This window comes from Mesorhizobium australicum, from assembly GCF_900177325.1.
Lineage (GTDB): Bacteria > Pseudomonadota > Alphaproteobacteria > Rhizobiales > Rhizobiaceae > Mesorhizobium_A > Mesorhizobium_A australicum_A.
In genome coordinates this window covers 1052964-1079527 of the sequence record NZ_FXBL01000004.1, presented here as the reverse complement: position 1 = coordinate 1079527, position 26564 = coordinate 1052964, and the positions used below count along the sequence as shown (strand labels likewise).

Genomic DNA, 26564 nt, shown 5'->3' with positions numbered 1-26564 from the left:
GCTCCCCGGCTGGCCGGTCAGAGCGTCCGCGTCACCATCTCTACGCGGAAGCACTCGATGATGTCGCCGACCTGGATGTTCTCGTAGTTCTGGAACGCCATACCGCATTCCTGACCGACGGGAACCTCGGAGACCTCGTCCTTGAAGCGCTTGAGCGTCTTCAGCGTGCCCTCGTGGATCACGACGTTGTCGCGGATCAGGCGCACGCCCGCACCGCGCTCGACACGACCTTCGGTGACGCGGCAGCCCGCGATCTTGCCGACCTTCGTGATGTCGAAGACCTCGAGGATTTCCGCATTGCCCAGGAACGTCTCGCGACGCTCCGGCGACAGAAGACCCGACATCGCCTGCTTCACGTCGTCCACCAGATTGTAGATGACGTTGTAGTAGCGGATCTCGATGCCGGCCTGCTCGGCCGCCTGGCGGGCCTGCGGGTTCGCACGCACGTTGAAGCCGATGATCGCAGCGCCCGACGTCTCGGCGAGCGAGATATCGCTCTCCGTGATGGCGCCCGCCCCCGAGTGGACGATGCGGGCGCGCACCTCGTCGGTGCCGAGCTTCTCGAGCGCGATCGCGATCGCCTCGACCGAGCCCTGCACGTCGCCCTTGATGATCAGCGGGAATTCCTTCACGCCGACTGTCTGGAGCTGCGACATCATCTGCTCAAGCGAGCCGCGCTGGCCGGCATGCTTGGCCACCGCCTTCTCGCGGGCGAGACGCTGGCGATATTCGCTGATCTCGCGCGCCTTCGCCTCGGTCTCGGTGGTGCCGAACGTGTCGCCGGCGCGCGGGACGCCCTGCAGGCCGAGCACTTCGACCGGCATGGACGGACCCGCCGTCTCGACGCTGTCGCCCTGATCGTCGATCAGCGCGCGCACGCGGCCCCACTCGTTGCCGACGACGATGATGTCGCCGGGGATGAGCGTGCCGGTCTGCACCAGAACGGTAGCGACCGGGCCGCGGCCCTTGTCGAGGCGCGCCTCGATGACGACGCCCTCGGCCGTGCGGTCCGGATCGGCCTTCAGGTCGAGCACTTCGGCCTGCAGGATGATCGCTTCCAGCAGCTTGTCGATGCCGGTGCCCTTGGTGGCCGACACCTCGACGTCGAGCACTTCGCCACCCATCGATTCCACGAACACCTCGTGGCGGAGCAGTTCGGTGCGGACCTTCTGCGCGTTGGCCGACGGCTTGTCGATCTTGTTGATCGCCACGATGATCGGGACCCCCGCCGCCTTGGCGTGGTTGATGGACTCGATCGTCTGCGGCATCACGCTGTCGTCCGCCGCCACCACCAGGACCGCGATGTCCGTCGCCTGCGCACCACGGGCACGCATGGCGGTGAACGCCTCGTGGCCGGGCGTGTCGAGGAAGGTGATCAGGTGGCCATCCTTGTCGACCTGGTAGGCACCGATGTGCTGGGTGATGCCGCCGGCCTCGCCCGCCGCCACCTTGGCATGGCGGATGGCGTCGAGCAGTGAGGTCTTGCCGTGGTCGACGTGGCCCATGATGGTGACCACCGGCGGACGCGGCTCCATGTTCTCGGGCTTGTCCTCGACCTTGAACATCGCGCCTTCGATGTCGGACTCGGCGACGCGCTTGACTGTGTGGCCGAAGTCGGTCGCGACCAGTTCCGCGGTGTCGGCGTCGATCAGGTCGCCGGGCTTCATCATCTGGCCCTGCTTCATGAAATACTTAACGACGTCGACGGCGCGCTCGGACATGCGCTGCGCCAGATCCTGGATCGTGATCGTCTCAGGCAGCGTGACCTCGCGGGAGATCTTCTCGCGCGGCTCGTTCTGCATGCCGCGCTTGAACTTCTCCTGGCGGCGGCGCATCGCGGACAGCGAACGGCCACGGCCGTCACCGTCGGTCAGCGCGGCGGTCACGGTCAGCTTGCCGCGGCGACGCTCCTCGTCGGTCTTGCCCTTTGCCGGGCGGGCGACCTCGGGCGTGGCGATGCGGCGAGGCGGAAGGGCTGCGGGCGCACCTCTGCCACCAGCACCTCCACCTCCGCTGCGTGGACGCACTGGCTCGTCCTCGTCCGGAACCATGGCATCGGCGGTCGCGGCGGGAGCGCGACGGCGCGCATCTTCCTCGGCGCGCTTGCGTGCTTCCGCCTCGCGCTTCAGCCGCGCTTCCTCCTCAGCCTGCCGGCGGGCGGATTCCTCGCGCTCCTTCTTGCGGCGCTCTTCTTCGTCGGCGCGGCGGCGCGCTTCCTCGGCGGCCTTCTGGCGGTCCTCCGCCTCGCGCGCCTGCGATCCTGCAAGCGCACGGCGGCGTGCTTCCATCTCGTCGCGCGACAGCTCGTTCAGGACCACGCCCGACCGCTCCGGTGCGGGGGCAGGCCGCGGACGCGGCGGCTCGACGACGACCGGCTTCGCCACGACGGGGGGAGCCGCCGGCTTCGGCACGAGCACAGGCGCCGCCGGCGTCGGCTTCTCGCCGGGCAGCGGGAATTTCCGCTTCTTGGTTTCGACGACGACCTGCTTCGTGCGGCCATGCGAGAAGTTCTGGCGCACCGTGCCCTGCGTCACGCCGGCCGGCTTGAGGCTCAAAGTCTTCTTCACATTGACGCTCAGCGTCTTGTCGTCGTCTGATTTCGTATCGCTCATTCCATATCCTTAGATGCGCCATCGACGGATTCGATGGTCGCCGAACCGAGGCCGTCATCCGGGGATCCGCCCCGGTATCGGTCAAGCGCTACCACGCGCTTCAGCGCCGCCTTGCCCGCGTCCCCGGCGAGCACGGCTGCATGTATCACATTTGCCCCCCCCAATGCCAAACCCAATTCGGCCTCCGAAAAGAGTTTGTATGCGGGGATATCCGGCCCGCCGAGATGGACCGTCGCACGCCGCGCCTGGGTTATCTTGCGCACGCCGTCGGCCTGCGCCTCATGGGCATGCAGCACGGCGGCCGCCTCGCCGCTGCGCACCGATGCCTCGACTTTGGCGGCACCGAGCGCGAGAACTCCGGCTTTGCGCGCCAGCCCCAGTGCCCCTAGCGCATTCTGTACGAGAACGCGCTCGACCACGTCGCCGAGATTCGGCGAAACGGAAACCTCGGACTTGAACGCGCGGCGAAACAGGTTCTTGCGCGCCGCCTCATCGACATGACGGCGGTCGGCCGTCACCCAGCAGCCGCGGCCCGGTAGCTTTCTCTTGATGTCGGGAACGACGGACGAGTCGGGACCGACGACGAAGCGGATGAGACCCTCAGGGTCTCCCGCTTGCCGCGTCACGATACAGGTGCGATCGTTCATTTCGTTCAAGGTCTGCTCCAGGCCTCAGCATGACCGTCAGGCCGCGGCTTCGGCGTCTTCGTCGGCTTCCTCGCCGGCGAGATCGTCTTCCGTGATCCAGCCCGCCTGAAGGCGCGCGGCCAGCACCATCTGCTCGGCCTCGGCGCGGCTGACGCCGAAATCGCCCAGCACGCCGGCGAAGGTCTTGGTCTCGCCGTCCTTGCGCTCCTTCCAGCCGACGAGATCGTCGACCGCGTAGCCGGCAAAATCCTCGATCGTCTTCACGCCGTCCTTGCCGACCGCGACCATCATGGCCGTCGTCATGCCGGGCAGCTCGCGCAGTTCGTCAGCGACGCCGAGCTTCCGGCGCTCCTCGTCGTGCTCGGCCTCGATGCGATCGAGATATTCGCGGGCGCGCGTCTGGATCTCGCTGGCGGTGTCCTCGTCGAAACCATCGATCGAGGAGATCTCGTCGGAGTCCACATAGGCGACTTCCTCGACCGAGGTGAAGCCTTCGGAGGCGAGCACCTGGCCGACCATCTCGTCGACGTCGAGGGCTTCCATGAACAGCTTCGACCGCTCGACGAATTCCTTCTGGCGACGCTCGCTCTCTTCCTGCTCGGTCAGGATGTCGATGTCCCAGCCGGTGAGCTGCGAGGCGAGGCGGACGTTCTGGCCGCGGCGGCCGATGGCCAGCGACAGCTGGTCGTCGGGCACCACCACCTCGATGCGCTCCGCATCCTCGTCGAGCACCACCTTGGCGACTTCCGCCGGCTGCAGCGCGTTGACGATGAAGGACGCGGCGTCCTGCGACCACGGAATGATGTCGATCTTCTCGCCCTGCAACTCGCCGACGACCGCCTGAACGCGGCTGCCGCGCATGCCGACGCAGGCGCCGACCGGGTCGATGGACGAGTCGCGCGAGATGACGGCGATCTTGGCGCGCGAGCCGGGGTCGCGGGCAACCGACTTGATCTCGATGATGCCGTCGTAGATCTCCGGCACTTCCATCGTGAACAGCTTGGCCATGAACTGCGGATGCGTGCGCGACAGGAAGATCTGCGGACCGCGCTGCTCGCGGCGCACGTCGTAGACATAGGCGCGGACGCGGTCGCCGTATTTGAAGTTCTCGCGCGGGATCAGTTCGTCACGGCGGATGATCGCCTCGCCGCGGCCGAGGTCGACGATGACATTGCCGTATTCGACACGCTTGACCGTGCCGTTGACGATCTCGCCGATGCGGTCCTTGTATTCGTCATACTGCCGGTCGCGCTCTGCCTCGCGCACCTTCTGCACGATCACCTGCTTGGCGGACTGGGCGGCGATGCGGCCGAAATCCATCGGCGGCAGCTGCTCGGCGATGAAGTCGCCGACCTGGGCGTCCGGATTACGCGCCCGCGCATCCCTCAGCGAGATGTGCTTGGCGTAGTCCTCGACGTCCTCGACGACTTCCATCAGCCGCTGGAGCTTCATCTCGCCCGTGGCATGGTTGATGTCGGCGCGGATGTTCGTCTCCTGGCCGTAGCGGGACCGCGCAGCCTTCTGAATCGCGTCAGCCATCGCGTCGATGACGATCGACTTGTCGATCGACTTCTCGCGCGCGACCGCATCGGCGATCTGCAGAAGTTCGAGCCTGTTCGCACTGACTGCCATTGTGATCTCCCTCGCGGACTGGCCGCGGTTCATGAACTCAATTGTCCTCGGACGGCTCCTCGCCGTCCGGTTCGGTCTCGCCGCGCTTCTTGCGCGCCTGTTTCTTGGCCTGGTTGTCCTTCGACAGCGCGTCGCGGATCAGGTCGTCCGTCAGGATCAGCCGCGCATCCGAAATCGCCTCGAAGGGCACGCGCACGCTCGGCTCCTCGCCATAGCCCGGCGCATCGCGATCGACGGTGACGCCGGTCTCGTCCACCGAGGCGATGCGGCCGCGAAAGCGCTTGCGGTCGGCCACCATCACCGAGGTCTCCATCTTCATCAGATGGCCCTGCCAGGTCGCGAAGTCCGACTTGCGCACCAGCGGACGGTCGATGCCGGGCGACGATACCTCGAGGTGATACGCCTTCTCGACCGGATCCTCGACGTCGAGCGCCGGCGACACTGCGCGGCTGACCGTCTCGCAGTCCTCCACGGTCATCGTGCCGTCCGGCCGCTCGGCCATGATCTGCAACGTCAGGCCGTTCTGCCCCGTGAGGCGGACGCGCACCAGCCGGTAGCCGATCGCGGTCAACACCGGCTCGACGATCAGCGCGATGCGCGCATCGATGCCGCTCTCGCGGATGATGCGGTCGTCGCCTTCGATCGTTGCCGTGATTTCGTCCATCGTCGCTCCAGGTCGAATCCTGGTGCTGGTAACAAAAAAGAGCGGGACCGGGTGGACCCACTCTTCGTCATACCGACCAAGAATTTACGCACTAAATAGGCGATTTCGGAATTGGATGCAAGGGAAAGGCCGGATTCGCTCCCAACGGCGATCAATGCACGCCACGCATGGCTGAAATGCGCGGCAGACCCTGCCTCATCAATTGGCAAACGCCTATATGCACAGCGCATCAATAGATAGACAGGTAGTTCCCATGACCCGTGGCATCTTCTCCGGAAGGCTGCTCGGCCTTCTCGACATTTTCGGCAGCGCCGTCACGGCCGCCAACGCGACGGCAAACCGCCGTGCTCCCGACCCGCGCGATCTGCAGCGTCTCGGCATCGACCCGGAACGCTTCCGCGAGATCAACAGGTTCTGATCCGCGCCACAGGCGCATCCCGATCTTCTCAAGCCCCGCGGCATGCCGCAGGGCTTTTGCATTCTGGACCCCGTCGTCCGCTTCCATGCACACCGTGCATTGCTGCACTGCACAACGATCTATTTCGCAGGCGCGAGATCACCCCTATCTTCGAGTGACCTCGAACGAACAGGTGTCATCATGACTCGTCGTAGTTTCGCCAGCACCCTTCGCGGCTTCATCGAAGTGACGGCCAGCGCGATCTCCGCCTCCGCCGCGGTCGAAAGCGGCAAGCAGCCGAACGCCCATGCGCTCAGGCGCCTCGGCATCGATCCGGAGCAGTTCAGCCGTATCATTCGCCGCTGATCAGCGACCCCAACGGGACTCCGGACGTCTTAGGTCCTGACAAACGTCAGATAGGCCGGCCTCCGCCCCTCGCGCAGCGCCTTGGCCTCGTAGCGCGTTCCCGGCCAGCCTTCGTACGGCGCGCGCCAGTCGTCGGGCATCTCGGCCCGCCATGAAAATCCGCCCTGCCGCGCGACCTCCAGCAGCGTCCAGTTGACGTAGTGGTCGATGTCCGAGGCAAAGCGGAACAAGCCACCGGGCTTCAGAACCCTGGCGAACCGGTCGAGGTTCGCCCGGTTCACGAACCGGCGTTTCCAATGCTTCTTCTTCGGCCAGGGATCCGGATAGAAAAGATCGATCCGGTCGAGCGATCCGTCGGGCAGCCAGTCGAGCAGCGCGGCCGCGTCGTCGTCGTAGAGACGGATGTTAGGCCGCGCTTCCCGCTCCAGCATGCGCAGCAGGCTTGCCATGCCGTTGACGAACGGTTCCACGCCGATGAAACCGGTGGCGGGCGCCGCTCCAGCCGCGTGATGCAGGTGTTCGCCGCCGCCGAAACCTATTTCCAGAACGATCCGGTCGACCGGAACCGGAAAGAGCGCGCGCAGATCGCCGGGCGACGCAGCTGAAAGGTCGACCTTCAGCCGCGGCAGGACGTCGGCCAGCACGACGGCCTGCATCGGGCGGATGGTCTTGCCGTGGCGGCGACCGAAGAACGCCTCCGCCGTGCGCGTGCGGCGTTCTTCGGACATGTCTCGATCAGGCCGCGACGGCTTCCTTGAGCGCCTTCACCAGATCGGTCTTCTCCCACGAGAAAGAACCGTCGCGACCAGCCTTGCGGCCGAAGTGGCCGTAAGACGAGGTCTTGGCATAGATCGGCTTGTTGAGGTCGAGGTGCTTGCGGATGCCGGTGGGCGACAGGTCCATCACCTTGCGGATCGCGTTCTCGACCTTGTCTTCGTCGACGCCCGGCTTTGCCGTGCCGTGCAGGTCGACATAGATCGACAGCGGCTGCGCCACGCCGATCGCATAGGAGAGCTGGATCGTGCAGCGGTCGGCGAGCTTGGCCGCGACGACGTTCTTCGCGAGGTAGCGGGCAGCGTAGGCAGCCGAGCGATCGACTTTGGTCGTGTCCTTGCCGGAGAATGCGCCGCCGCCGTGCGGGGCCGCACCGCCGTAGGTGTCGACGATGATCTTGCGGCCGGTCAGGCCGGCGTCGCCGTCCGGGCCGCCGATCACGAACTTGCCGGTGGGATTGATGTACCAGTTGCAGTCGTCGGCGATCTTGAGATCGCCAAGGGCCTCGTGGATGTAGGGCTCGACGACCTTGCGGACCTTCTTCGAATCCCACTTGTCGTCGAGATGCTGGGTCGACAGCACGATCGAGGTGACCTCGGCGGCCTTGCCGTTCTCGTAGCGGACGGTCACCTGGCTCTTGGCATCGGGACCGAGCTTGCCGGCATCGCCCTCGCCCTTGTGGCGGGCGGCCGCCAGCAGTTCGAGAATCTTGTGGCTGTAGTAGATCGGCGCCGGCATGAGATCGGGCGTCTCGTTGCAGGCATAGCCGAACATGATGCCCTGGTCGCCAGCCCCTTCCTCGCCCTGCTTGTCGGCGGCGTTGTCGACGCCCTGCGCGATGTCGGCCGACTGGCCGTGCAGCAGCACGTCGATCTTGGCCGTCTTCCAGTGGAAGCCGCTCTGTTCATAGCCGATGTCGCGGATCGCCTTGCGCGCAACCGATTTGAATTTCGCCGGATTGATGACCGGGAAATCGGCGGCGTCGTGCATGATCGAGCCGTCCTTGTTCTTCTTCAGCAGCGAATTGGGCACGCGGACCTCGCCCGCGATCACGACGCGATTGGTCGTTGCCAGCGTTTCGCAGGCGACGCGAACGTCCCACGGGTTCATTCCCGACTTTTTCGCCTCGCGGTAGACCAGATCCACGATCTCGTCGGAGATGCGGTCGCAGACCTTGTCTGGATGGCCTTCGGAAACGGATTCGCTGGTGAAGAGGTAATTCAGGCGCGCCACGGGTGTCCCCTCTGGAAAGCAGGCACGGCAGGATCGCCAGCCCGATCGGCGATCCTGTTAGAAAAGCGGCAGGCGCGCGTCAAGACGGGCGCGACAGCGCAGGGCTCTCGCACCTTCGATTTTCCCCGCCATTGCCGGCCGCTTGAGCCGAGCAGACGCTCAGTCTTCGTCGGCGGCCAACGCCTTCACGAGGTCGATGACCTTGCGACGCACCTTGACGTCCGCGATCTTCACGAATGCCCGGTTGAGCTGGATGCCTTCGGCGCTGTTCAGGAAGTCCACGACGTAGCTGGTGGACGAATCCTCGGCAAAGCCGGCAGGCCCGCCCCCTTCCTGCCCCGGCGCATCCTCGAAGAAGAACGAGACCGGCACGCCGAGAATCGATGCGATCGCCTGGAGGCGGCTCGCGCCGACACGATTCGTGCCCTTCTCATATTTCTGAATCTGCTGAAAGGTTATGCCGAGGCTTTCGCCAAGCTTCTCCTGGCTCATTCCGAGCATGTTCCGGCGCAGTCGGATCCTGCTACCGACGTGTATATCGATCGGGTTTGGTTTTTTCTTGTTCTCTACCATCTTTTCCTCGCCGCTTTGCACGGCCGTATGGAGTTTTTTTTGCCAGTCTCCCTGCTCTTTCGGCACAAGGCCCCAATATTCACGACCGAAAGAGCCAATCCACGACTGGCGGTCTACTATGCTGACGCCCTTCAACACTTGTCAATTCGGGCGCGCCCTCCCGGCAAAATACATAGCACACGCGGAGATTGCAAAAAAGGCGACAATCAGCAGACCGTTAACGTCTGGCGAACCGAGCGGCGGAGGACGCTTCGCGATCTCCAGCTCGGCGTCGAGATTGCCTATGCCGTTCAACGCAAAGCCGTCGACGATTCGGCCGTCGGCCGCGACGACCGCCGAAATGCCGTTGTTGGCTGCGCGCAGAAGCGGCAGTCCCTGCTCTACCGCGCGCAGCCGCGCCTGGCGGAAATGATGGTAAGGTCCGGGCGTGTCGCCGAACCAGGCGTCGTTGGTGACATTGAGAATGACGTCGGCTCCTGGAGCCGCCGGAGCGACCTCGCCCGGGAATATCGCCTCGTAGCAGATCAGCGGCAGCGCGCGCAGCCCGCCTGGCAGGTCGAGCAGCGATCGCCCCAGTCCTTGTGAGAAGCTCACAGGCGTCGAGACGATCTTCTTCATCCCGAGGCGCGTCAGAATGTCCTCGAAGGGCAGATATTCGCCGAAGGGCACGAGATGCACCTTGTCGAAGGCGCCCACAATCTCGCCGCGGCTGTCGATCGCGACGATCGAATTGTAATAGCGCGTCTCGCCATTGCCGCCCGCGCCGCCCTCGGAGCGCACCGCGCCCGCGAGGAGGAGTTGGCCGTCTTCGAGCGCGGCACCCAGCGCTGCAAGCGCATCCGGGCGATCGGTGAAGAGGAAGGGAACGGCTGTTTCTGGCCAGACGATCAGATCCGGGCGCTTCTTACCGTCGGCCGGCGGCGCCGTCGTCATGTCGAGATACCTCTTGAAGATACGGTCGCGAACCGCGGCGTCCCATTTTTCCGACTGGTCGATGGAGGGCTGGACGATGCGAAGCGCGATCTTCCTGCCGTCGGCGACCGGAGGCGGACGAAGCAGCCCGAAGCCGATATGGGCGGCCACCAGCGCCAGGGCGAGGAGCGTCCCCGCGCGCAGATGCCGCTTCGAGGCGAACAGCGCCGGCATGGCGAAGACGAACACCGCCAGCGCATTCATGCCGTAGAGCCCGACGACCGAGGACGATTGCATGAGCACCGCGTCGGGCATCGCCGCATAGCCGATCGCGTTCCAGGGAAAGCCGGTGAAGACGACCGCGCGCAGCCATTCCGCGATGCCGAAACCAAAGGCGAGCGCAAAGATGCGACCGATCCCGTCCGACCAGAACAGCCGCGCCAGTGACGCAGCCAGGCCGTAGAAGATCGCCAGCCCGGCCGGCAGGACGAGCACTGCGAGCGGGAGCGCCCAGGCAAAGCTCTCGGCCTCGACGAGCAGCGCGTTCCCCACCCACCAGAGACCGGCGAGGAAATAGCCGAAACCGAACCACCAGCCGACGGAAAATGCCGGTTTGAGACGGCCCAGGAGGCCGACGCGGCCCTCGCTCACCGCGCCATCGATCAGCCAAACGAGGACCGGAAAGGAGACGAGGCAGACGGCGAAGAAATCGAACGGCGCCTGCGACAGCGTCGCCAGCGCGCCGGCTACGAATGCCAGAAGCGCGCGGCGCCATCCCCACAGCAGAATGACCTTGCCGGCCAGCCGCTCCATCCGTTCCCTTCGTCCCCGCGAATCGGTGCGCACGGTGTATCAGGCGGCCGGAGCGCTGCCAAACGAGCACGCGGCTCCCGTACATTGACTCGGCCGCCGGTCTTCACTAAAAGCGCGCGCACGCTCGGGTCGACCGCCCGGCGCAATTGTTGTTGCGCCCAGTGTCAGTCCGGCAAACGCTCCTGTTGAAAAGACAGATCCAAGAAGGGCCGCACGCCGCGGTATCAAATAAATGAAGCGCACCTATCAACCCTCCAAGCTCGTCCGCAAGCGTCGGCACGGATTCCGTGCCCGCATGGCCACCAAGGGCGGCCGCGCCGTCGTCGCAGCCCGTCGCAACCGCGGCCGCAAGCGGCTGTCGGCCTGATCCGGGGCCAGCGCCGGTGAAGAACCGGCCTCCCGAACGGCTGCGCAAACGCGCTGAGTTCCTGGCCGTCCGTGCGGGCGAAAAGCGCCGCGGGCGGCTTTTCCTCGTGGAGGCGCTGCGTCGCGACGACGAAGGCGCGCCACGTTTCGGCGTCACCGTGACGAAGAAGGTCGGCAACGCAGCCGTCCGAAACCGTATCCGGCGCCGACTCAAGGAAGCCATGCGCGTCCATGCCGCTGATGACATGGCGGCAGGGAGCGACTATGTGATCGTCGCGCGGCGCGACGTGCTTGCCGCGCCGTTCAGCACATTGAAGGCCGAGCTTGCCCGGCGCATTCGCGGAACCGACCGATGACCGACAATAACCGCAACCTGCTCATCACGATCATCCTGTCGGTCATCATACTGACCGTCTGGCAGGTGTTCTTCATGCAGCCGCGCATCGAGGCGCAGCGCGAGGCCGCCCGGATCGAGCAGGAACGCATCGCCGTGCAGAATTCGCCGACGACCGAACAGCCCGGCCAGCCCGCCGGAGCCGGAGTGCCCGGTGCGCCCCAGACGACGGTGCCCGGCCAGGCTTCGGCGCCCGCGGGCGCCAGCCGCGAGGCTACGGTCGCCGCCGGCAACCGTGTCGCGATCGACACACCGGCGCTGGCCGGCTCGATCAACCTCGCCGGCGCGCGGATCGACGACCTGAAGCTCAAGGCCTACCACACCGAGGTCGACAAGAGCTCGCCCAACATCGACCTGCTCAATCCCGCCTCCCTGCCCAACGGCCAGTATGCCGAGATCGGCTACGTGGCCGGCGCCGACGCCGGCGCAATGCCGGGCCCCGATACGGTCTGGACGGCCCCGGCCGGCGCGACGCTCACTCCGTCGACCCCGGTCACGCTGACCTACACCAACGACAAGGGCATAACCTTCACGCGCACCATCGCGGTGGACGCGAACTACATGTTCACGGTCAGCGACAAGGTGGAAAATGCCGGTGCGGCCGCCGTTTCGCTTCAGAACTACGGTCGCGTCACGCGCTTCGACAAGCCGGCCCATCCGAGCGTCTACGTGATCCATGAGGGCCTGATCGGCGTAACCGGTGAGGAAGGCCTGCAGGAAATCAAATATGCCACCCTCGAGGAAGACAAGCGGGTCACGCCCGGCAAGTCGACCGACGGCTGGCTTGGCATCACCGACAAATACTGGGCCGTCGCGCTGGTCCCGTCGGGCGCCCAGCCCTTCCAGCCCAACTTCTCCTGGTTCGATGACGGCCGGGCCCGCTTCCAGGCCGACTACCTGACCGATCCGATCCAGCTCGCGCCGGGTGCCTCCGCCAATGTCGAGACGCTCGTCTTTGCCGGTGCCAAGGAAGTGAACAAGATCCAGGCCTACGAGACCGACCGGCAGATCCGGCAGTTCGACCTGATGATCGACTGGGGCTGGTTCTATTTCATCACCAAGCCGATGTTCTGGCTGATCGACCACCTCTACAAGCTGCTCGGCAATTTCGGCCTGGCGATCCTCGCCACCACGGTCATCGTCAAGGCCGTTTTCTTCCCGCTCGCCAACAAGAGCTACGCCTCGATGGCGAACATGAAGAAGATGCAGCCGAAGATGCTGGAGATCCGCGAGAAATACGCGGACGACAAGATGAAGCAGCAGCAGGCGATGATGGAGCTCTACAAGACGGAGAAGATCAATCCGCTTGCCGGCTGCTGGCCGATCCTGATCCAGATCCCCGTCTTCTTCGCGCTCTACAAGGTGCTGTACGTCACGATCGAGATGCGGCATGCGCCGTTCTTCGGCTGGATCCAGGACCTCGCGGCACCCGATCCGACCTCGATCTTCAACCTGTTTGGCCTGCTGCCGTTCGCGGTTCCGGCATTCCTGCTGATCGGCGTGTGGCCGATCATCATGGGCATCACGATGTTCCTGCAGATGCGGATGAACCCGACGCCGCCGGACCCGACCCAGGCGATGATCTTCACCTGGATGCCGGTCATATTCACCTTCATGCTGGCCTCGTTCCCCGCCGGCCTGGTGATCTACTGGGCATGGAACAACTCGCTGTCGATCCTGCAGCAGGGCATCATCATGAAGCGCCAGGGCGCCAAGATCGAGCTCTGGGACAATCTCATCGGCATCTTCAAGAAGAAACCCACGCCGGCGGAATAGCCGCCGCGCAAAACCCTCAAACAAAAAGCCCGCTTCGGCGGGCTTTTTCGTTGGAGCGACTTGGAAGTGAACGTCGGTGGCCGGGACGCTCCGCTCAGGCGGTGCGCGCGAGCTTCTTGAACTTGCGCATCACCATGTCGCGCTTCAGCTTCGAGATATGGTCGATGAACAGCACGCCGTTCAGATGGTCGATCTCGTGCTGCAGGCAGGTTGCCAGCAGTCCGTCCGCGGCGAGTTCCTGCTGCTTGCCGTCCTTGTCGAGATAGCGGACGGTCACGCTGGCCGGGCGCTCGACCTCGGCATAGTAGTCGGGGATCGAAAGGCAGCCTTCCTCGTGGACATTGGTGTCGTTGCCGGAAGCCATGATCTCCGGATTGATGAAGATCTGCGGCTCCGGCGTCTCGCCCTCCTTGGCAAGGTCGATGACGACCAGGCGCAGCGGCTCGCCCACCTGGATCGCGGCAAGGCCGATGCCGGGGGCGTCGTACATCGTGTCCAGCATGTCGCCGGCAAACTTCAGAAGCGGCGCGTCGACGCGCTCCACGGGCTTGGAAACCTGGCGCAGCAGCGGGTCGGGAAGGATGATCAAGGGCTTGACGGACATGTCGCTCAGGTAAGCCGTGATCCATCCAGCGTCAACATAGCCCGACGCTTCGTTCCCGTTTTGATCTGACGGCGCGCGACGAATCGCCTAGAGTGTCGGCATGAACGATCTTTCGATTCTTCTCGACCGGCCCGTGGCGCAGCTCGGTGCGACGACCGTGACGCTCGGCCACGCGCTCGCCGGGGCCGGCATTGTCCTGCTGCTCCTCGTCGGGCTTCTGGCGGCGGCGCTGTGGCGGTCGGCGAGCGCGCGTGCCCAGGCGGCCGCGGATGCCGCGCAGCTCGCGCGCGACGCCGAGATGCGCATGGCCGAGATCGTTCGCCAGCAGGTCGAGATGCAGACGCGGATGGGGCTGATGAACGAGAGCCTGACCGCGCGCCAGGCCGAGCTCAACCAGTCGCTCGGCCAACGCCTCGACGCCATGACCGGGCGGATCGGCCAGACGATGACCGAGCAGACCCGCTCGACGCATGAGAGCCTGGCGAAGCTGCAGGAGCGGCTGGCGGTGATCGACACGGCGCAGGGCAATATCCAGTCGCTCGCCGGACAGGTCGTCCAATTGCAGGCGATCCTGTCGAACAAGCAGACGCGCGGCGCCTTCGGTCAGTCGCGCATGGAGGCGATCGTCGCCGATGGTCTGCCGCACGGCGCCTACGAGTTCCAGGCGACGCTGTCGAACGGCAGCCGCCCCGACTGCATCGTCAGGATGCCGAACGGCACACCGCCGCTGGTCATCGACGCCAAGTTCCCGCTGGAGGCATGGAACGCGATCCGCGCCGCCGAGGCGGCGGAGGGCTCGCCGGAAGCCGCCAAGGCCGCCGCGCAGGCGTTCCGGCGCGACGTTGAGGTGCATATCAAGGCGATCTCGGAGAAGTACCTGCTGACCGGCGAGACGCAGGACACGGCCTTCATGTTCGTGCCCTCGGAGTCCATCTTCGCCGAGATCCACGAGAACTTCGAGGCGCTGGTCCAGCGCGCGCACCGCGCCCGCATCGTCATCGTCTCGCCCTCGCTGCTGATGCTGTCGATCCAGGTGATCCAGTCGGTGCTCAAGGACGCCCGCATGCGCGAGCAGGCGCACCTGATCCAGGGCGAGGTGGTGCGACTGATGGAGGACCTGTCCCGTCTCGACGACCGCGTGCGCAAGTTGCAGGGGCATTTCGCGCTGACGGCGAAGGACATCGACCAGATCGTCACCTCGGCCGACAAGCTCGCCAAGCGCGGCCAGAAGATCGAGGCTCTGGAGTTCGGCCAGGCTCCGGACAGCGCGGATTCGTCGCCAGCGGCGGAACCCTCTGTGGGGACGCGCACCGGCCAGTTGCGGCTTCGCGTCGTCGACGGCGACGATTAGGCCGCGCCTCGGCGTTCGCGCTTGATTGCGTTGTGCTTTTCCATTCAGATGCGCTCAGTCGAACGCCCCGAAGGAGGATGGCATGGCAAAGGGTGCGATGAGGCCCGGCAAGGAAGCTCGAAAACCCAAGAAGGACGCGAAGAAACCGGCCGCGGCGCCAGCGCCGTTCGCCAAGGTCGAGCCGGCACGGATCTCCAAGCCGAAGAAAGACAAGTAGGCTCCGGACGCCGCGTCACAAGGCTAACACCAAAAAGCGGGCCCGAGCATCTCGGGTCCGCCATAATGGCTGAGCAGCTTTTCGGCCGGACGCTGTCCGACCCGGATCAGGCGGTGCGGCGGGTCCCGACGCGAGACTTCCGAGCGGCGTAGCGCGCGTCGCGCCGTGCCTTCTTCTCGGCTTCCTCGGCGAGGTAGCGCGACAGGCGATCCTTTTCCTCGGCCTCGCGAGCCTCGGCCTCGATGCGGGCCTGCTCCTCGGCTTCCTTGCGGGCGATTTCCGCAAGACGCTCGCGTTCGGCACGTTCGGCCGCTTCGCGGGCGAGCTTCTCCTGCCGGAGCTTCTCTTTTTCTTTTTCGCGGATGGCGCGGGCGGCCAGGATGGCCTCGCGCTCCTGCTTGCGGGCGATCACTTCCGGATCGTCCTCCGAAGGACGCGACTTGAACCGTTCAAGCAACGCCTTCTTCGCTTCAACGGCGGCATTGCGCCTCTCCGTGAAGTCCTTTTCCCTGTAAATTGCCACTGATGTCAGTCTCTCTCGCAGTCTGCGTCGATACTCATACGCGTGCGCCGCTTACATACGCAGGATCGCGTGAAGTTCAACCCGCTGCACAACGGATTTGACAGATTTTGTGCCAGCGCGACGTTTCTGCACCGCTATGCGGGGCCTTTCCCTGCAAGGTGCGTTCACCGGACGGAGACTGGCGGCACCCGCGCGCGAATCATATCTGCTTGAGACCTCGAACGCGGAGCGGCACATGGAACTCGGCCTTTACACCTTCGGCGACGTCGATCCCGCCCATGCCGGCACGGGTGCTGCGGGCGAGAAGCGCGTGCGCGAACTGATCGCGGAGATCGAGCTTGCCGACCAGGTCGGGCTCGACGTGTTCGGGCTGGGCGAACATCACCGCCCCGACTACGTGGCCTCCGCGCCCGCGATGATCCTCGCCGCCGCGGCCTCGCGCACGAATCGGATCAGGCTGACGAGCGCGGTCACCGTTCTGAGTTCCGACGATCCGGTGCGCGTGTTCCAGCAATATTCGACGCTCGACCTGATCTCGGGCGGCCGGGCCGAGATCATGGCCGGACGCGGCTCCTTCATCGAGAGCTTCCCGCTCTTCGGCTACGACCTCAACGACTACGAGACGCTGTTCTCCGAAAAGCTGGAACTGCTGGCGAAGCTGCGCGACGAGGTGCGCGTGTCCTGGCCGGGCGGCCGTCACACACCGCGGATCGACGGGCTCGGCGTGTTTCCCCGCCCCGTGCAGGAGAAGCTGGCGCTCTGGATCGCCGTCGGCGGCACGCCGCAGTCGGTTGTACGGGCGGCGACGCTCGGCCTGCCGATGGCGCTTGCGATCATCGGCGGGGAGCCGGCGCGGTTCCAGCCCTTCTTCAACCTCTACCGCCAGACCGCACGGAAGGCCGGGCACGATCCGGCCCATCTGGCGACGAGCCTCAACGTCCACGGCTTCGTTGGAGAGACGTCGGATCAGGCGGCGGACGACTTCTACGGTCCGCAGGCGGCGGTGATGAACAGGATCGGCCGCGAGCGCGGCTGGGGGCCGACCTCAAGGGCCCATTTCGACCAGGCGCGCGGCCCGGACGGCAATCTGTTCGTCGGCGATCCGGAAACGGTCGCGAACAAGATCGTCGCCATGCACCGCATCTTCGGCAACGACCGCTTCATGCTCCAGATGGCGATCGGCCTTATGCCGCACGACAGGCTGATGAAGGCGATCGAACTCTACGGCACCAGGGTCGCGCCGCTGGTGCGCCAGCGGGTCGGCGACAGCCAGGCCGCCTGATCGTCAGGCGGCCCGTCCGTCGTCACCTGTTCCTCAGCACTGGCCGGGGCGGATGCGACGGGCGCCTTCGGCGCGCGCAACGCATTCGTTCGAGAAGGTCTGCTGCGAGCCGCCGACCACACCGCAGACCGGCGCATATTCACGCGTGCAGACAGCCTGCCCCCCACCACCCGGAGCGCTGGCGCCCGGCTGGCCAATGGGCGAGGAAGCACCCGGGCCGCCCTCGATCGTGCCGGGACGGCCGCCGGGACCGCCCGGGACAGCGCCCGGCTGGCCCGGAGGCTGCATCTGCCCGCCGCCGCACTGGCCATCGCGGATAACGCGGTAGCCGGCAGATGCGGCCTGGCAGTCATTGTCGAAGGTACGGCGATCGCTTCCCCGCTGGGCGCAGACCGGCGCATAGATCATCGGGCAGGCCTGCGGACGATCGGGGCGGGGCGGACGCGGCGGGCGGGGCTCGTCGGGATAGTCCGGCCGGTCGCGCCGGCACTGGCCATCGCGGATCACGTAGTAGCCGGCCCGGTCGGCCTCGCAATCGTTGGGGAAGGTGCGGCGGTCGTCGCCGCGGCGGGCGCAGACCGGTGCGTATTCGCGCGAGCAGTATTGCGGGCCGGGGCCGATCGGGCCCTCTTCCGCGACGCACGCGGCGAGCACCACCAATGCAAGAACCGCCAGACTACGAACCAGGGCCGGGATGCGCATCTTCCGGTTCCTCCCATTGCATGAATTGCGCGCAGCCTACTCACGAACGCGTGATTCGTCTTTACAAAAGAACTCGTGCCGCGCCGGGTTGCCGATCCGGGGCAGCACTTCCTATATGCGCACAATGGCTCTGCTCTCCGTTCTCGACCTCGCTCCCGTCACCGAAGGCAACACCGTCTCGCAGTCGCTGGCCAACAGCCTCGACCTTGCGCGACACGTCGAGAAGCTCGGTTACAACCGATACTGGCTTGCCGAGCATCACAACATGCCCGGCATCGCCAGCGCGGCGACCTCGGTGGTGATCGCCCACATCGCCGGCGGCACGTCGACCATACGCGTCGGGGCAGGCGGCGTGATGCTGCCAAACCATTCGCCGTTGGTGATCGCCGAGCAGTTCGGCACCCTGGCAGCGCTGCATCCCGGCCGGATCGACCTCGGCCTTGGCCGCGCGCCGGGAACCGACATGGCGACGGCGCGGGCGCTCAGGCGCAATCTCGACGCGGGCGCGGACAACTTCCCGCAGGACGTCGTCGAGCTGATCAACTATTTCGCCCCCGAGGCACCGAACCGCCATGTGCACGCCTATCCCGGCGAGGGCCAGGAGGTGCCGGTGTGGATCCTCGGATCGAGCACCTACGGCGCGCAGCTGGCCGCCATGCTCGGCCTGCCTTATGCCTTCGCCTCCCACTTCGCGCCAGCCGAGCTCGACCGCGCGCTGGACATTTACCGCGCCCGCTTCGAGCCGTCGCAGTTCCTCGACAAGCCCTATGTCATGCTGGGCGTCAACATCACCGCCGCCGACACCGACGCGGAGGCGCGGCTGCTGTTCTCCTCCATGCAGCAGGCCTTCGTGGCGATCCGCACCAATACGCGCGGCAAGCTGAAGCCGCCGGTGGAAGGGTACTACGAGAGCCTCGAGCCGATGTCGCGCGCCATCCTCGACCAGACGCTGTCGCAGGCCATCGTCGGCGCGCCGGAGACGGTCAGCCGCGGCGTGGAGGCTTTCCTGCAGCGGACCGGCGCCGACGAGTTGATGGTCACGGCCCAGATCTTCGACCACGCCGCGCGCAAGAGATCCTACGAGATCCTCGCCGACGTCCATCTCGGCCTCTCGAAGGCGGCCTGAACCCCGGTCTTCCTGCGCCCGGCGCCGGAACTTTCCCGCATTCCCCGCATTGTCGCCAATGGCCGCGTTACGGCCGAATGCTGCGCGGGGGGAGCGAGACCATGAATGCCGGGGAACCAATCGAGCCCGTGGAGGCCGACAAGGCCGTTCAGGAGAAATGGCCAAGCCTGCGTGGACTGGTGCTCGGCATCTTCATCATCCTGCTTTTCTCGTCGCTCTATTTCGCGCGCGAGTTTTTCATGCCCGTGGTTCTCGCCTTCCTGTTCGCGCTGACGCTGACGCCGATCGTCCGCTTCCTGCGCAAGCGTGGCATCCCCTCGCCGATCTCCGCCACCCTGCTTGTCTTCTTTACCGCCGGCAGCCTCGCGATCGCCGGCTACCTGCTCAGCGGCCCGGTGACGGATCTCGTCAACGAGGCCCCGCAGATCGGGTCCCAGATCAGGGAAAAGCTCAGCGAGTTGCGTGGCCCGATCGACCGGCTGCTGCGCATCTCTCGCGACATCGACGAGGCGACCGATAACGTCACCGCCGCCGACACCCAGCGCGTGGTGGTGCAGCAGCCCGGCATCATCTCGCGCGCCGCCGGCAACCTTCTGAGCGCCGGCACGACCGTCGCCATCACGCTGATGCTGACGGTGTTTCTGCTCGCCTCCGGAACGCTGTTCTACGAGAAGATCGTGCAGTCCTTCGGCACCCTCAGCGACAAGAAGCGCGCGCTGCGTATCGTCTACGACGTCGAGCGCGAGATCTCGCGCTACCTGCTGACGGTCGCCGTCATCAATTTCTGCCTCGGCGCGGCGATCGGACTCGGGCTGTGGGCGATCGGCATGCCGATGCCGTTCGTGTGGGGCGCCGCGGCGGCACTCCTCAACTTCCTGCCCTATATCGGCGCGGCGATGACGATCATCGGCGTGTCGGCCGTGTCGCTCGTCTCGTTCGAGACGCTGACCATGGCGGCCATCCCGCCGGCCTTCGTGCTGATGTGCAACATCACCGAAGGGCAGATCGTGACGCCCGTTACGGTCGGCCGCAGGCTGGAGCTCAACGCGGTGGCGGTGTTCATTGCCGTCGCGTTCTGGTCATGGCTGTGGGGCTTCATCGGCGCGCTGATCGCCGTGCCGATTCTCGTTATCATCAAGGTCTTCTGCGACCATTTCGACGAACTCAGGCCAATCGGCAACTTCCTGGCCGCGCATCAGGCGGTGGAGCCGTCCGAGCCTGCGGAGCCGGTCAGGGCAAAGACCTGACCAGGGCCTGGCTCGGGAAGCAGGTCGGAGCCTGTCCGTTCTTTGCCTGCCATTCGCCGATCGAGCGGCGGGTCTTGTAGCCCGGCAGGCCGTCGGCCCCGCCGACATCGTAGCCCTTCGCCTCCAGCCGTTCCTGAAGCTTCGCAATGTCGGAGCGCAGCATCCCGCCGACCTTGCCCCAGGAGCCGGAGAAGGTGCGGTCGCCGCCGGCAATGCGATCCGCCGCATGACCGACGAAGAGCGCGTAGAGGTCACTCTCGTTGTATTCCTTGAGCACGTAGAAGTTGGGCGTGACGATGAAGGCCGGGCCGGCGCGGCCGGCCGGCATCAACAGGTAGCCCTCGGCCTTCGCCTCGTGCGCAGGGAACGGCTTGCCCGAGACCCGCGTGATGCCCATCGACGCCCACTCGGAGATGCGCTTGCCGCGATCAGGCCCTTCCAATGCGCAGGACACGCTGTCCGGCACGCTCACCTCGAAACCCCAGTCGCGGCCCGACACCCAGCCATAATGCTTGAGATAGTTGGCGATCGAGGCCAGCGTGTCCGGCGTCGAGGTCCAGATGTCGCGAATGCCGTCGCCATCGGCGTCGACCGCGTGGTTGAGGAACGAGGTCGGCAGGAACTGCGGCTGGCCCATCGCGCCCGCCCACGACGTCTTCATCATCGCTCGCGTCGCAAAGCCCTTCTGGAGGATCGTCAGCGCCGCCAGCACCTCCTTGCGGAACATGTCCTTGCGGGTGGCCATGAAGGCCTTGGTGCCGAGCACCTCGAACGCGTCATAGGGGATCTTGGCCGCGCCGAAGCCGGATTCGCGGCCCCAGATCGCCAGCACGATTTCGCCCGGCACGCCGTAGCGCTTCTCGACGGCGGACAGTGTCTGCGACACCCGCCCCACCCGCGCCCGCCCGCCGGATGTCACCGGCTGAAGCGTCTTCTCGGCGAAATAATTGCCGGGCGAGCCGAACTCCGCCTGATGCTGCTTCTTCGGCGGCTTCGGCTTCTCGCCGGGCATGACGAGGTCGGGCAGCTTGAGGTTGGGCGACACACCGGCGAAGGCGGCGTCGAACGTCTTTCGCGACACGCCCTGCGCCTTGGCCGCAGGCCAAAGATCGGCGTCGAGCCAGGCGCGGAACTGGTCGGAGACGGAGGCGGCTTGGACTGGGGAGGCGAGGGCGAAGAGCGCGGCTGCTAAGAACACCCGGAGCGCGGCACGCCCCCCTTGTGGGGGAGATGTCCGGCAGGACAGAGGGGGGCGCGAAGGAACGCGATTCATGAGATCGTTCTCGCCCTCAATCATGTCAAAACGCCGTCCGCGATTTGAGCGCCGCCGCGAGCGTCCCCTCGTCGAGATAGTCGAGTTCGCCCCCCACCGGCACGCCATGCGCCAGCCGCGTCACCTTCACGCCCATCCCCGCAAGCTGATCGGTGATATAGTGCGCCGTCGTCTGGCCTTCGATCGTGGCGTTGACGGCGATGATCACCTCCGCCACGCCACCGGCCGCCACGCGCGAGACGAGCTTGGCGATGGTGAGGTCGTCCGGCCCGACACCGTCCAGCGGCGACAGCGTGCCGCCCAGCACGTGGAAGCGCGCATTCTGCACGCCCGCCCGCTCCAGCGCCCACAGATCGGACACGTCCTCGACCACGACGATCGTGGAATCGTCGCGGCGCGGATCGGAGCAGATCATGCACGGGTCCGACGTGTCGACATTGCCGCAGACCGAGCAGACGCGCACCTTGTCGACCGCGTCAGCCATCGCGTGCGCCAACGGGCCGAGAAGCTGCTCCTTCTTCTTGATGAGATGCAGGGCCGCCCGGCGCGCCGAACGCGGCCCCAGCCCCGGCACCTTGGCCAGAAGCTGGATCAGGCGCTCGATCTCGGGGCCGGCGATTCGCTTGGAGGACATGGCGCGAGACTTAACGCGGACGGCGAAAGATGCATAGTCGCCGCTCCCGAACGGAGGAGATGCGATGACGGCTCATGACATCTCGATCAGGCGCGCCACGCACGCCGACCTCGACATGCTGTCGGCGCTGATCACGGCGTCCTATGCGACGCTGGACGACGGCAGCTACGATCGCGCGCAACTGACGGCCGCGATGCCGTTCATGTCGAAAGCCAATCCGAGGCTGGTCGAGAGCGGCACCTACTACGTCGTGGAAGCGGACGGCGTTCCCGCGGCCTGCGGTGGCTGGAGCCTGTCCGCACCCTGGACCGGCGAGATCGTCGACGGCGTCGGCCACATCCGGCACTTCGCCACCCATCCGGCCTTCAAGCGCAGGGGCATCGCCGGGCGCCTGCTCGCCCACTGCCTCGCCGAAGCGCGCGCGCAAGGCGTGACGCTGATGAAAAGCCAGGCGAGCCTGCCCGGCGTCCCGTTCTACGAATCGTTCGGGTTCCGGCGGATCGGCCAGGTCATGACCAGCGTCGCAGGCAACCCGCTGCCAGCGATCGACATGGAATTGCGGCTCGACTGAGCCTTAGAACGGCAGCTTCATTCCGGGCGGGATCGGCAGGCCGGCGGTCAGTTCGCGCGTCTTTTCCTGCATGATCGCCTCGACCTTGGCCTTGGCGTCGTTGTGGGCCGCCACGATCAGGTCCTCGAGAATCTCCGCCTCGTCCGGCTTCACCAGCGACGGATCGATGCTGACCGACTTCATCTCGCCCTTGCCGGTCAGCGTGACGGTGACGAGGCCGCCGCCGGACTGGCCGGACGCCTCGACCTGGGTCAACTCCTCTTGCATGGCCTGGAATTTGGCCTGCATCTCCTTGGCCTTGCCCATCAATCCGAGCAGGTCTTTCATCGCAGGTCTTCCTTTCTCTCAACTATCGTCGTCATCGGGATCGAGCGCCGGCTCGATGCCCGGATCGGGCACAAGCTCGGCCGGTGCGTCCGCTTCGCCGGTCGTGTCGGGTATCCGTACGTCGATGATCTTTGCGCCGGGGAATTTCGCCAGGATCGCCGCCACCGCCGGGTCGGACTTCGCGTCGGTGAACGCGGTCTCGCGCTTGTTGGCCTCTTCCTCGGCCAACGTCGGTCCGCCGCCTTCGCGCGCGACGCTCACCATCCAGCGCCGGCCTGTCCAGGCCTGCAGCTTGGCGCCGATCTGGCCGGCGAGGTCGCGCGGGGCGTCGTCGGTCAGGCCGATCTGCAGGTTGCCGGGCTCGATCCGCACCAGCCGCACGCAGCGCTTGAGCAGCGCCTTGAAGGCGACCTCGCGGTTCGACGTCGCGAGCGCTGCGATGTCGGCCAGCGAGCGCACCGGCACGGCGTCCTCCTCCACGACCGGAGCGGGCGCCGGCTGCATCGCTGGCGGCGCGTCCTGCCGCTGCACCAGCCGCATCGTCTGCGCCCCACCCTGCGCGCTCGGCATGCGGGCCTGCCCGATCGCGTTGGCGCCGGAACCGTTCAGCACCCCGCCCGACGGGCGGGGCGGCGACGGACTGCCGGCCGGCAGCGTATCGCCGTCCAGCATCTTCAGCGCTTCGTCCAGCGTCGGCAGGCTGGCGGCGTGTGCGATGCGGATCAGCACCATCTCGCCGGCCGAGACCGGTCGGGATGCACCCTGCACCTCCGGAATGCCCTTGAGCAGCATCTGCCAGGTGCGCGACAGGACCTTGACCGAGAGCTTCTCGGCGAAATCGGCGCCCCGGCGGCGCTCGTCCTCGGTCAGCGAGGCATCCGACGCCGCTTCCGGCACGAAGCGCAGGCGGGTCACGAGATGGTTGAACTCGGCGAGGTCCGCCAGCACCACGGCAGGGTCGGCGCCGGTGTCGTATTGCGCGCGGTATTCGGACAAAGCGGCCGCGATGTCGCCCTTCATCAGCTGCTCGAACAGATCGATGACGCGGTTGCGGTCGGAAAGGCCGAGCATCGAACGCACCGCCTCGGCGGTGACGTTTTCGCCGCCATGCGCGATCGCCTGGTCGAAGATCGACTGTGCGTCGCGCATCGATCCCTCCGCGGCGCGCGCGATCATGGCGAGCGCGTCGTCCTCGGCCTCCACGCCTTCCAGACCGCCGATATGGGCGAGGTGGGACTTGATCAGGCTGGCGTCGATGCGGCGCAGGTCGAAGCGTTGGCAGCGCGACAGGACGGTGATCGGCACCTTGCGGATTTCCGTCGTGGCGAAGATGAACTTCACATGCGGCGGCGGCTCTTCCAGCGTCTTCAGCAGGCCGTTGAAGGCCTGCGTCGAGAGCATGTGCACCTCGTCGATGATGTAGACCTTGTAGCGCGCGGACACAGGCGCATAGCGCACCTGCTCGATGATCTCGCGGATGTCGTCGATGCCGGTGTGGGAAGCGGCGTCCATCTCGATCACGTCGACATGGCGGCCTTCGAGGATGGCCTGGCAGTGCTCGCCGATGGAATCCATGAGAATGGTCGGCTGGTCGATCTCGGGTGTCTTGTAGTTCAGCGCGCGGGCGAGGATGCGGGCGGTCGTCGTCTTGCCCACGCCGCGCACGCCGGTCAGCATCCAGGCTTGCGCGATGCGGCCGGAGGCAAAGGCGTTGGTGAGCGTGCGGACCATCGGCTCCTGGCCGATGAGGCCGGAGAAGTCACGCGGGCGATATTTCCGCGCGAGAACACGGTAGGCGCCGCCTTTCGCGTCGGTTCCGGCTGGGTTCATCCGCCTCGTCCGCTCCGTTCCGGTCCCTGCCCGTCCAGTTCAACCTACCCGCCGCGCGACGTCAACGACCCTGTAGCGGGTCGCGCGCATGCCGAAGCGGAAGGAAAGGCGGGAGGCTGGAACAATGACCCGTTCCTGGCTCGTTAGGGCTGCTTCCTTCCGGACCTGACCCGGTTGGCGAGTGGCTCGTCCACCACCAACCTCCCATCCTGCATATCGGCAATCGGCGCGCGAAATGCAAGACGGGAATGGTCGAAGAGGCAAACGGATGCGTCAGGCCGGAAAATCGGTGCCGACTCCCAGTTCCCGGTGCGCCTCGATCTCGGCCAGCCTGGTGCGAAGACTTGCCGTCACCACATCGAAGCCGCCTCGGCCCAACACAATGTGCAAGGGTGGGTTTTCCATCTGGGTCAGCGCGATCATCGCTTCGGCCGCACGAACCGGATCGCCGGCCTGCTGGCCGCTGTATCCGGAAACGTTCTTCATTCTCGTCCCGGCCGTCGACGCGTAATCCTCGATCAGATTCGGGGTCTGGATCATGGAGCGGCCCGCCCAGTCGGTCCGGAACGGACCCGGCGCGACCGCCGTGACCTTGATGCCCAGCGGCGCGCCCTCCACGGCGAGCGATTTCGACCAGCCCTCTACCGCATGCTTGGTCGCGGCGTAGTAGCCTGAGCTCGGATTGCCGACATGGCCGGCCACCGAGGTGATATTGATGATATGGCCGCTGCGCTGCGCCCGCATCACCGGCAGAATCGCGCGCGTCATGGCGAACAGACCGAAGACGTTCGCCTCGAACATGGCGCGGATCTCGGCGTCCTCGCCCTCCTCGACCGTCGTCAGGTAGCCGTAGCCGGCATTGTTGACGAGCACGTCGATGCGGCCGAAGCGCTCTTTCGCGGCCGCGACGGCCGCCTCGATTTCATCCTGCTTCGTCACGTCGAGCGAAAGCGCCAGCACGTTCGGGCCTGCGAGGTCGACGAGGCTTTCCGTGCGGCGCGCGGTGGCGACGAGGTTCCAGCCGCGCGCGGCCACGAGTTTCGCGAGTTCGTGCCCGAGACCGGTCGAGCAACCGGTGATGAACCAGACAGGCGCGGAAGCCATCGGCAAACTCCATAATCGTGCAGGGAATGGGCGGGCGGCTCACCGCTCCGGACATCGCCATCCAACACCTTGCTGGCCTGACCGTCAACGAAAGACCAATTTAACGATTTCGACCTTGAGACAGTTGCGGCGAACCAAGGCGCATCATAGCCTTTCGTCGAAGAGGAGAGGAACGCCGATGCTGCCTGGTCATCAGCCGGGATTCGAGCTCGATCGCCGGCTGGACGCTGACAGCGTTCCGCTGATGTGGCTCGGCCTGTGCGAGCTTCGGCTGATGGACGACCGGCGTTGGCCCTGGCTGATCCTCGTGCCGCAGCGCCCAGGCATCGCCGAGATGCACGATCTCACCCCGCTCGACCAGGCGATGCTGACCTTCGAGACCAATCTCGTAGCGCAGGCCCTCAAGATCGAGACGGCGTGCACCAAGATCAACACCGGCGCGCTCGGCAATGTCGTGCGCCAGTTGCACGTGCATGTCGTCGCCCGCAACATCGGCGATCCGGGCTGGCCCGGCCCGGTGTGGGGCTATGGCGTGCGCGAGCCCTACCGAACCGAAGACCGCCACGCCTTCGCCGATCGCATGCGCTCGGCGCTGGCCACCCAGACCTGACAGC

General features: G+C 66.0%; 28 protein-coding genes and 1 other RNA gene. 12 read left to right on the top strand and 17 right to left on the bottom strand.

The annotated features are described in order from the left end of the window. Positions 1-17: 17 nt before the first annotated feature. The 4 genes from infB to rimP are packed head-to-tail and all read right to left on the bottom strand — an operon-like array spanning position 18 to position 5546. Entirely contained in the window at positions 18-2612 is a 2595-nt protein-coding gene (gene infB / locus B9Z03_RS07665) for a translation initiation factor IF-2 (protein WP_085463664.1), read from the bottom strand. Further along, complete coding sequence (locus B9Z03_RS07660) at positions 2609-3259, bottom strand: RNA-binding protein (protein ID WP_139832443.1); 651 nt, start codon at positions 3257-3259, stop codon at positions 2609-2611. The genes infB and B9Z03_RS07660 overlap by 4 nt, the downstream gene beginning before the upstream one ends. Positions 3260-3295: 36 nt before the next feature. Beyond that, entirely contained in the window at positions 3296-4891 is a 1596-nt protein-coding gene (gene nusA / locus B9Z03_RS07655) for a transcription termination factor NusA (RefSeq protein WP_085467538.1), read from the bottom strand. A gap of 37 nt (positions 4892-4928) precedes the next feature. Next, the gene (rimP, locus tag B9Z03_RS07650; RefSeq protein WP_139832442.1) at positions 4929-5546 is read right to left on the bottom strand and encodes a ribosome maturation factor RimP; all 618 of its coding nucleotides are present in this window, start codon (positions 5544-5546) and stop codon (positions 4929-4931) included. Positions 5547-5808: 262 nt separating this feature from the next. Between rimP and B9Z03_RS29775 the strand changes: the two genes are divergently transcribed. Next, the gene (locus B9Z03_RS29775) at positions 5809-5973 is read left to right on the top strand and encodes a hypothetical protein (protein ID WP_176247463.1); all 165 of its coding nucleotides are present in this window, start codon (positions 5809-5811) and stop codon (positions 5971-5973) included. A 180-nt stretch (positions 5974-6153) separates the two neighbouring features. After that, positions 6154-6318, top strand: a complete 165-nt coding sequence (locus B9Z03_RS29770; protein ID WP_176247462.1) for a hypothetical protein — start codon at positions 6154-6156, stop codon at positions 6316-6318. Between the two features lie 29 nt (positions 6319-6347). On the opposite strand, the gene trmB is transcribed toward B9Z03_RS29770, so the two are convergent. The 4 genes from trmB to lnt all read right to left on the bottom strand — a co-directional run bounded on the left by trmB (position 6348) and on the right by lnt (position 10623). Then, entirely contained in the window at positions 6348-7046 is a 699-nt protein-coding gene (gene trmB / locus B9Z03_RS07645; protein ID WP_085463661.1) for a tRNA (guanine(46)-N(7))-methyltransferase TrmB, read from the bottom strand. A gap of 7 nt (positions 7047-7053) precedes the next feature. Beyond that, complete coding sequence (gene metK, locus B9Z03_RS07640; RefSeq protein ID WP_085463660.1) at positions 7054-8325, bottom strand: methionine adenosyltransferase; 1272 nt, start codon at positions 8323-8325, stop codon at positions 7054-7056. A 159-nt stretch (positions 8326-8484) separates the two neighbouring features. After that, positions 8485-8898 (bottom strand): helix-turn-helix domain-containing protein, encoded by a 414-nt coding sequence (locus tag B9Z03_RS07635; protein ID WP_085463659.1) that lies wholly within the window; start codon positions 8896-8898, stop codon positions 8485-8487. Between the two features lie 141 nt (positions 8899-9039). Beyond that, the gene (lnt, locus tag B9Z03_RS07630; protein ID WP_085463658.1) at positions 9040-10623 is read right to left on the bottom strand and encodes an apolipoprotein N-acyltransferase; all 1584 of its coding nucleotides are present in this window, start codon (positions 10621-10623) and stop codon (positions 9040-9042) included. A gap of 232 nt (positions 10624-10855) precedes the next feature. Between lnt and rpmH the strand changes: the two genes are divergently transcribed. From rpmH to yidC, 3 genes are read left to right on the top strand one after another with little or no spacing between them, the layout of a single operon-like run. After that, positions 10856-10990, top strand: coding sequence for a 50S ribosomal protein L34 (gene rpmH, locus B9Z03_RS07625; RefSeq protein ID WP_083867726.1), 135 nt, complete (start codon positions 10856-10858; stop codon positions 10988-10990). Positions 10991-11006: 16 nt separating this feature from the next. Beyond that, entirely contained in the window at positions 11007-11345 is a 339-nt protein-coding gene (gene rnpA, locus B9Z03_RS07620) for a ribonuclease P protein component (RefSeq protein ID WP_085463657.1), read from the top strand. Continuing rightward, a complete protein-coding gene (gene yidC / locus B9Z03_RS07615) occupies positions 11342-13159 on the top strand; it encodes a membrane protein insertase YidC (protein WP_085463656.1) in 1818 nt (605 codons plus the stop codon). Before rnpA ends, yidC begins: the two co-directional genes overlap by 4 nt. 94 nt (positions 13160-13253) lie before the next feature. Here yidC and def read toward each other — a convergent pair whose 3' ends face one another. Continuing rightward, positions 13254-13763 carry a peptide deformylase gene (gene def, locus B9Z03_RS07610; protein WP_085463655.1) on the bottom strand — a complete coding sequence of 170 codons (510 nt, stop codon included), beginning with the start codon at positions 13761-13763 and terminating at the stop codon, positions 13254-13256. Between the two features lie 100 nt (positions 13764-13863). Here def and B9Z03_RS07605 point away from each other — a divergent pair, with 100 nt between their 5' ends. Both B9Z03_RS07605 and B9Z03_RS30395 read left to right on the top strand, forming a co-directional pair. Beyond that, a complete protein-coding gene (locus B9Z03_RS07605; protein WP_085463654.1) occupies positions 13864-15114 on the top strand; it encodes a DNA recombination protein RmuC in 1251 nt (416 codons plus the stop codon). A gap of 82 nt (positions 15115-15196) precedes the next feature. Continuing rightward, the gene (locus B9Z03_RS30395) at positions 15197-15331 is read left to right on the top strand and encodes a hypothetical protein (protein ID WP_280174839.1); all 135 of its coding nucleotides are present in this window, start codon (positions 15197-15199) and stop codon (positions 15329-15331) included. Between the two features lie 106 nt (positions 15332-15437). Here the strand turns inward: B9Z03_RS30395 and B9Z03_RS07600 are convergent, their stop codons facing one another. After that, complete coding sequence (locus B9Z03_RS07600; protein WP_085463653.1) at positions 15438-15854, bottom strand: DUF6481 family protein; 417 nt, start codon at positions 15852-15854, stop codon at positions 15438-15440. A 235-nt stretch (positions 15855-16089) separates the two neighbouring features. Here B9Z03_RS07600 and B9Z03_RS07595 point away from each other — a divergent pair, with 235 nt between their 5' ends. Beyond that, a complete protein-coding gene (locus B9Z03_RS07595) occupies positions 16090-17136 on the top strand; it encodes an LLM class flavin-dependent oxidoreductase (protein WP_085463652.1) in 1047 nt (348 codons plus the stop codon). A gap of 33 nt (positions 17137-17169) precedes the next feature. Here B9Z03_RS07595 and B9Z03_RS30390 read toward each other — a convergent pair whose 3' ends face one another. Then, positions 17170-17793: a Kazal-type serine protease inhibitor family protein gene (locus B9Z03_RS30390; RefSeq protein WP_280174838.1), complete on the bottom strand. Its 624-nt coding sequence runs from the start codon at positions 17791-17793 to the stop codon at positions 17170-17172. A gap of 169 nt (positions 17794-17962) precedes the next feature. Between B9Z03_RS30390 and B9Z03_RS07585 the strand changes: the two genes are divergently transcribed. After that, positions 17963-18964: an LLM class flavin-dependent oxidoreductase gene (locus tag B9Z03_RS07585; protein ID WP_085467537.1), complete on the top strand. Its 1002-nt coding sequence runs from the start codon at positions 17963-17965 to the stop codon at positions 18962-18964. Positions 18965-19065: 101 nt separating this feature from the next. Continuing rightward, positions 19066-20211 (top strand): AI-2E family transporter, encoded by a 1146-nt coding sequence (locus B9Z03_RS07580; protein WP_085463650.1) that lies wholly within the window; start codon positions 19066-19068, stop codon positions 20209-20211. On the opposite strand, the gene B9Z03_RS07575 is transcribed toward B9Z03_RS07580, so the two are convergent. Together B9Z03_RS07575 and recR are read right to left on the bottom strand one after the other, a co-directional pair. Then, the gene (locus B9Z03_RS07575; RefSeq protein ID WP_085467536.1) at positions 20195-21484 is read right to left on the bottom strand and encodes a lytic murein transglycosylase; all 1290 of its coding nucleotides are present in this window, start codon (positions 21482-21484) and stop codon (positions 20195-20197) included. The two genes, B9Z03_RS07580 and B9Z03_RS07575, sit on opposite strands and share 17 nt — an antisense overlap. 25 nt (positions 21485-21509) lie before the next feature. After that, positions 21510-22118: a recombination mediator RecR gene (recR, locus tag B9Z03_RS07570; protein ID WP_085463649.1), complete on the bottom strand. Its 609-nt coding sequence runs from the start codon at positions 22116-22118 to the stop codon at positions 21510-21512. Between the two features lie 64 nt (positions 22119-22182). Here recR and B9Z03_RS07565 point away from each other — a divergent pair, with 64 nt between their 5' ends. Next, positions 22183-22689 (top strand): GNAT family N-acetyltransferase, encoded by a 507-nt coding sequence (locus B9Z03_RS07565; RefSeq protein WP_085463648.1) that lies wholly within the window; start codon positions 22183-22185, stop codon positions 22687-22689. Between the two features lie 3 nt (positions 22690-22692). Here B9Z03_RS07565 and B9Z03_RS07560 read toward each other — a convergent pair whose 3' ends face one another. The 4 genes from B9Z03_RS07560 to B9Z03_RS07545 all read right to left on the bottom strand — a co-directional run bounded on the left by B9Z03_RS07560 (position 22693) and on the right by B9Z03_RS07545 (position 25956). Further along, positions 22693-23016 (bottom strand): YbaB/EbfC family nucleoid-associated protein, encoded by a 324-nt coding sequence (locus tag B9Z03_RS07560; RefSeq protein WP_085463647.1) that lies wholly within the window; start codon positions 23014-23016, stop codon positions 22693-22695. Positions 23017-23034: 18 nt separating this feature from the next. Further along, entirely contained in the window at positions 23035-24846 is a 1812-nt protein-coding gene (locus B9Z03_RS07555) for a DNA polymerase III subunit gamma/tau (RefSeq protein ID WP_085463646.1), read from the bottom strand. Between the two features lie 108 nt (positions 24847-24954). After that, positions 24955-25051: signal recognition particle sRNA small type (gene ffs, locus B9Z03_RS07550), an RNA gene on the bottom strand. 68 nt (positions 25052-25119) lie between these two features. Continuing rightward, positions 25120-25956 carry an oxidoreductase gene (locus tag B9Z03_RS07545; protein ID WP_210191352.1) on the bottom strand — a complete coding sequence of 279 codons (837 nt, stop codon included), beginning with the start codon at positions 25954-25956 and terminating at the stop codon, positions 25120-25122. Between the two features lie 172 nt (positions 25957-26128). Between B9Z03_RS07545 and B9Z03_RS07540 the strand changes: the two genes are divergently transcribed. After that, a complete protein-coding gene (locus B9Z03_RS07540) occupies positions 26129-26560 on the top strand; it encodes an HIT domain-containing protein (RefSeq protein WP_085463644.1) in 432 nt (143 codons plus the stop codon). Positions 26561-26564 lie beyond the last annotated feature (4 nt).

What these genes read in the sequence shown, in the direction of transcription:
- infB (WP_085463664.1), bottom strand. Translation starts at nt 2,612, where the DNA reads ATGAGCGATACGAAATCAGACGACGACAAGACGCTGAGCGTCAATGTG.
- B9Z03_RS07660 (WP_139832443.1), bottom strand. Translation starts at nt 3,259, where the DNA reads ATGAACGATCGCACCTGTATCGTGACGCGGCAAGCGGGAGACCCTGAG.
- nusA (WP_085467538.1), bottom strand. Translation starts at nt 4,891, where the DNA reads ATGGCAGTCAGTGCGAACAGGCTCGAACTTCTGCAGATCGCCGATGCG.
- B9Z03_RS29775 (WP_176247463.1), top strand. Translation starts at nt 5,809, where the DNA reads ATGACCCGTGGCATCTTCTCCGGAAGGCTGCTCGGCCTTCTCGACATT.
- B9Z03_RS29770 (WP_176247462.1), top strand. Translation starts at nt 6,154, where the DNA reads ATGACTCGTCGTAGTTTCGCCAGCACCCTTCGCGGCTTCATCGAAGTG.
- trmB (WP_085463661.1), bottom strand. Translation starts at nt 7,046, where the DNA reads ATGTCCGAAGAACGCCGCACGCGCACGGCGGAGGCGTTCTTCGGTCGC.
- B9Z03_RS07635 (WP_085463659.1), bottom strand. Translation starts at nt 8,898, where the DNA reads ATGGTAGAGAACAAGAAAAAACCAAACCCGATCGATATACACGTCGGT.
- lnt (WP_085463658.1), bottom strand. Translation starts at nt 10,623, where the DNA reads ATGGAGCGGCTGGCCGGCAAGGTCATTCTGCTGTGGGGATGGCGCCGC.
- rpmH (WP_083867726.1), top strand. Translation starts at nt 10,856, where the DNA reads ATGAAGCGCACCTATCAACCCTCCAAGCTCGTCCGCAAGCGTCGGCAC.
- yidC (WP_085463656.1), top strand. Translation starts at nt 11,342, where the DNA reads ATGACCGACAATAACCGCAACCTGCTCATCACGATCATCCTGTCGGTC.
- def (WP_085463655.1), bottom strand. Translation starts at nt 13,763, where the DNA reads ATGTCCGTCAAGCCCTTGATCATCCTTCCCGACCCGCTGCTGCGCCAG.
- B9Z03_RS07605 (WP_085463654.1), top strand. Translation starts at nt 13,864, where the DNA reads ATGAACGATCTTTCGATTCTTCTCGACCGGCCCGTGGCGCAGCTCGGT.
- B9Z03_RS30395 (WP_280174839.1), top strand. Translation starts at nt 15,197, where the DNA reads ATGGCAAAGGGTGCGATGAGGCCCGGCAAGGAAGCTCGAAAACCCAAG.
- B9Z03_RS07595 (WP_085463652.1), top strand. Translation starts at nt 16,090, where the DNA reads ATGGAACTCGGCCTTTACACCTTCGGCGACGTCGATCCCGCCCATGCC.
- B9Z03_RS07585 (WP_085467537.1), top strand. Translation starts at nt 17,963, where the DNA reads ATGGCTCTGCTCTCCGTTCTCGACCTCGCTCCCGTCACCGAAGGCAAC.
- B9Z03_RS07580 (WP_085463650.1), top strand. Translation starts at nt 19,066, where the DNA reads ATGAATGCCGGGGAACCAATCGAGCCCGTGGAGGCCGACAAGGCCGTT.
- B9Z03_RS07575 (WP_085467536.1), bottom strand. Translation starts at nt 21,484, where the DNA reads ATGAATCGCGTTCCTTCGCGCCCCCCTCTGTCCTGCCGGACATCTCCC.
- recR (WP_085463649.1), bottom strand. Translation starts at nt 22,118, where the DNA reads ATGTCCTCCAAGCGAATCGCCGGCCCCGAGATCGAGCGCCTGATCCAG.
- B9Z03_RS07565 (WP_085463648.1), top strand. Translation starts at nt 22,183, where the DNA reads ATGACGGCTCATGACATCTCGATCAGGCGCGCCACGCACGCCGACCTC.
- B9Z03_RS07560 (WP_085463647.1), bottom strand. Translation starts at nt 23,016, where the DNA reads ATGAAAGACCTGCTCGGATTGATGGGCAAGGCCAAGGAGATGCAGGCC.
- B9Z03_RS07555 (WP_085463646.1), bottom strand. Translation starts at nt 24,846, where the DNA reads ATGAACCCAGCCGGAACCGACGCGAAAGGCGGCGCCTACCGTGTTCTC.
- B9Z03_RS07540 (WP_085463644.1), top strand. Translation starts at nt 26,129, where the DNA reads ATGCTGCCTGGTCATCAGCCGGGATTCGAGCTCGATCGCCGGCTGGAC.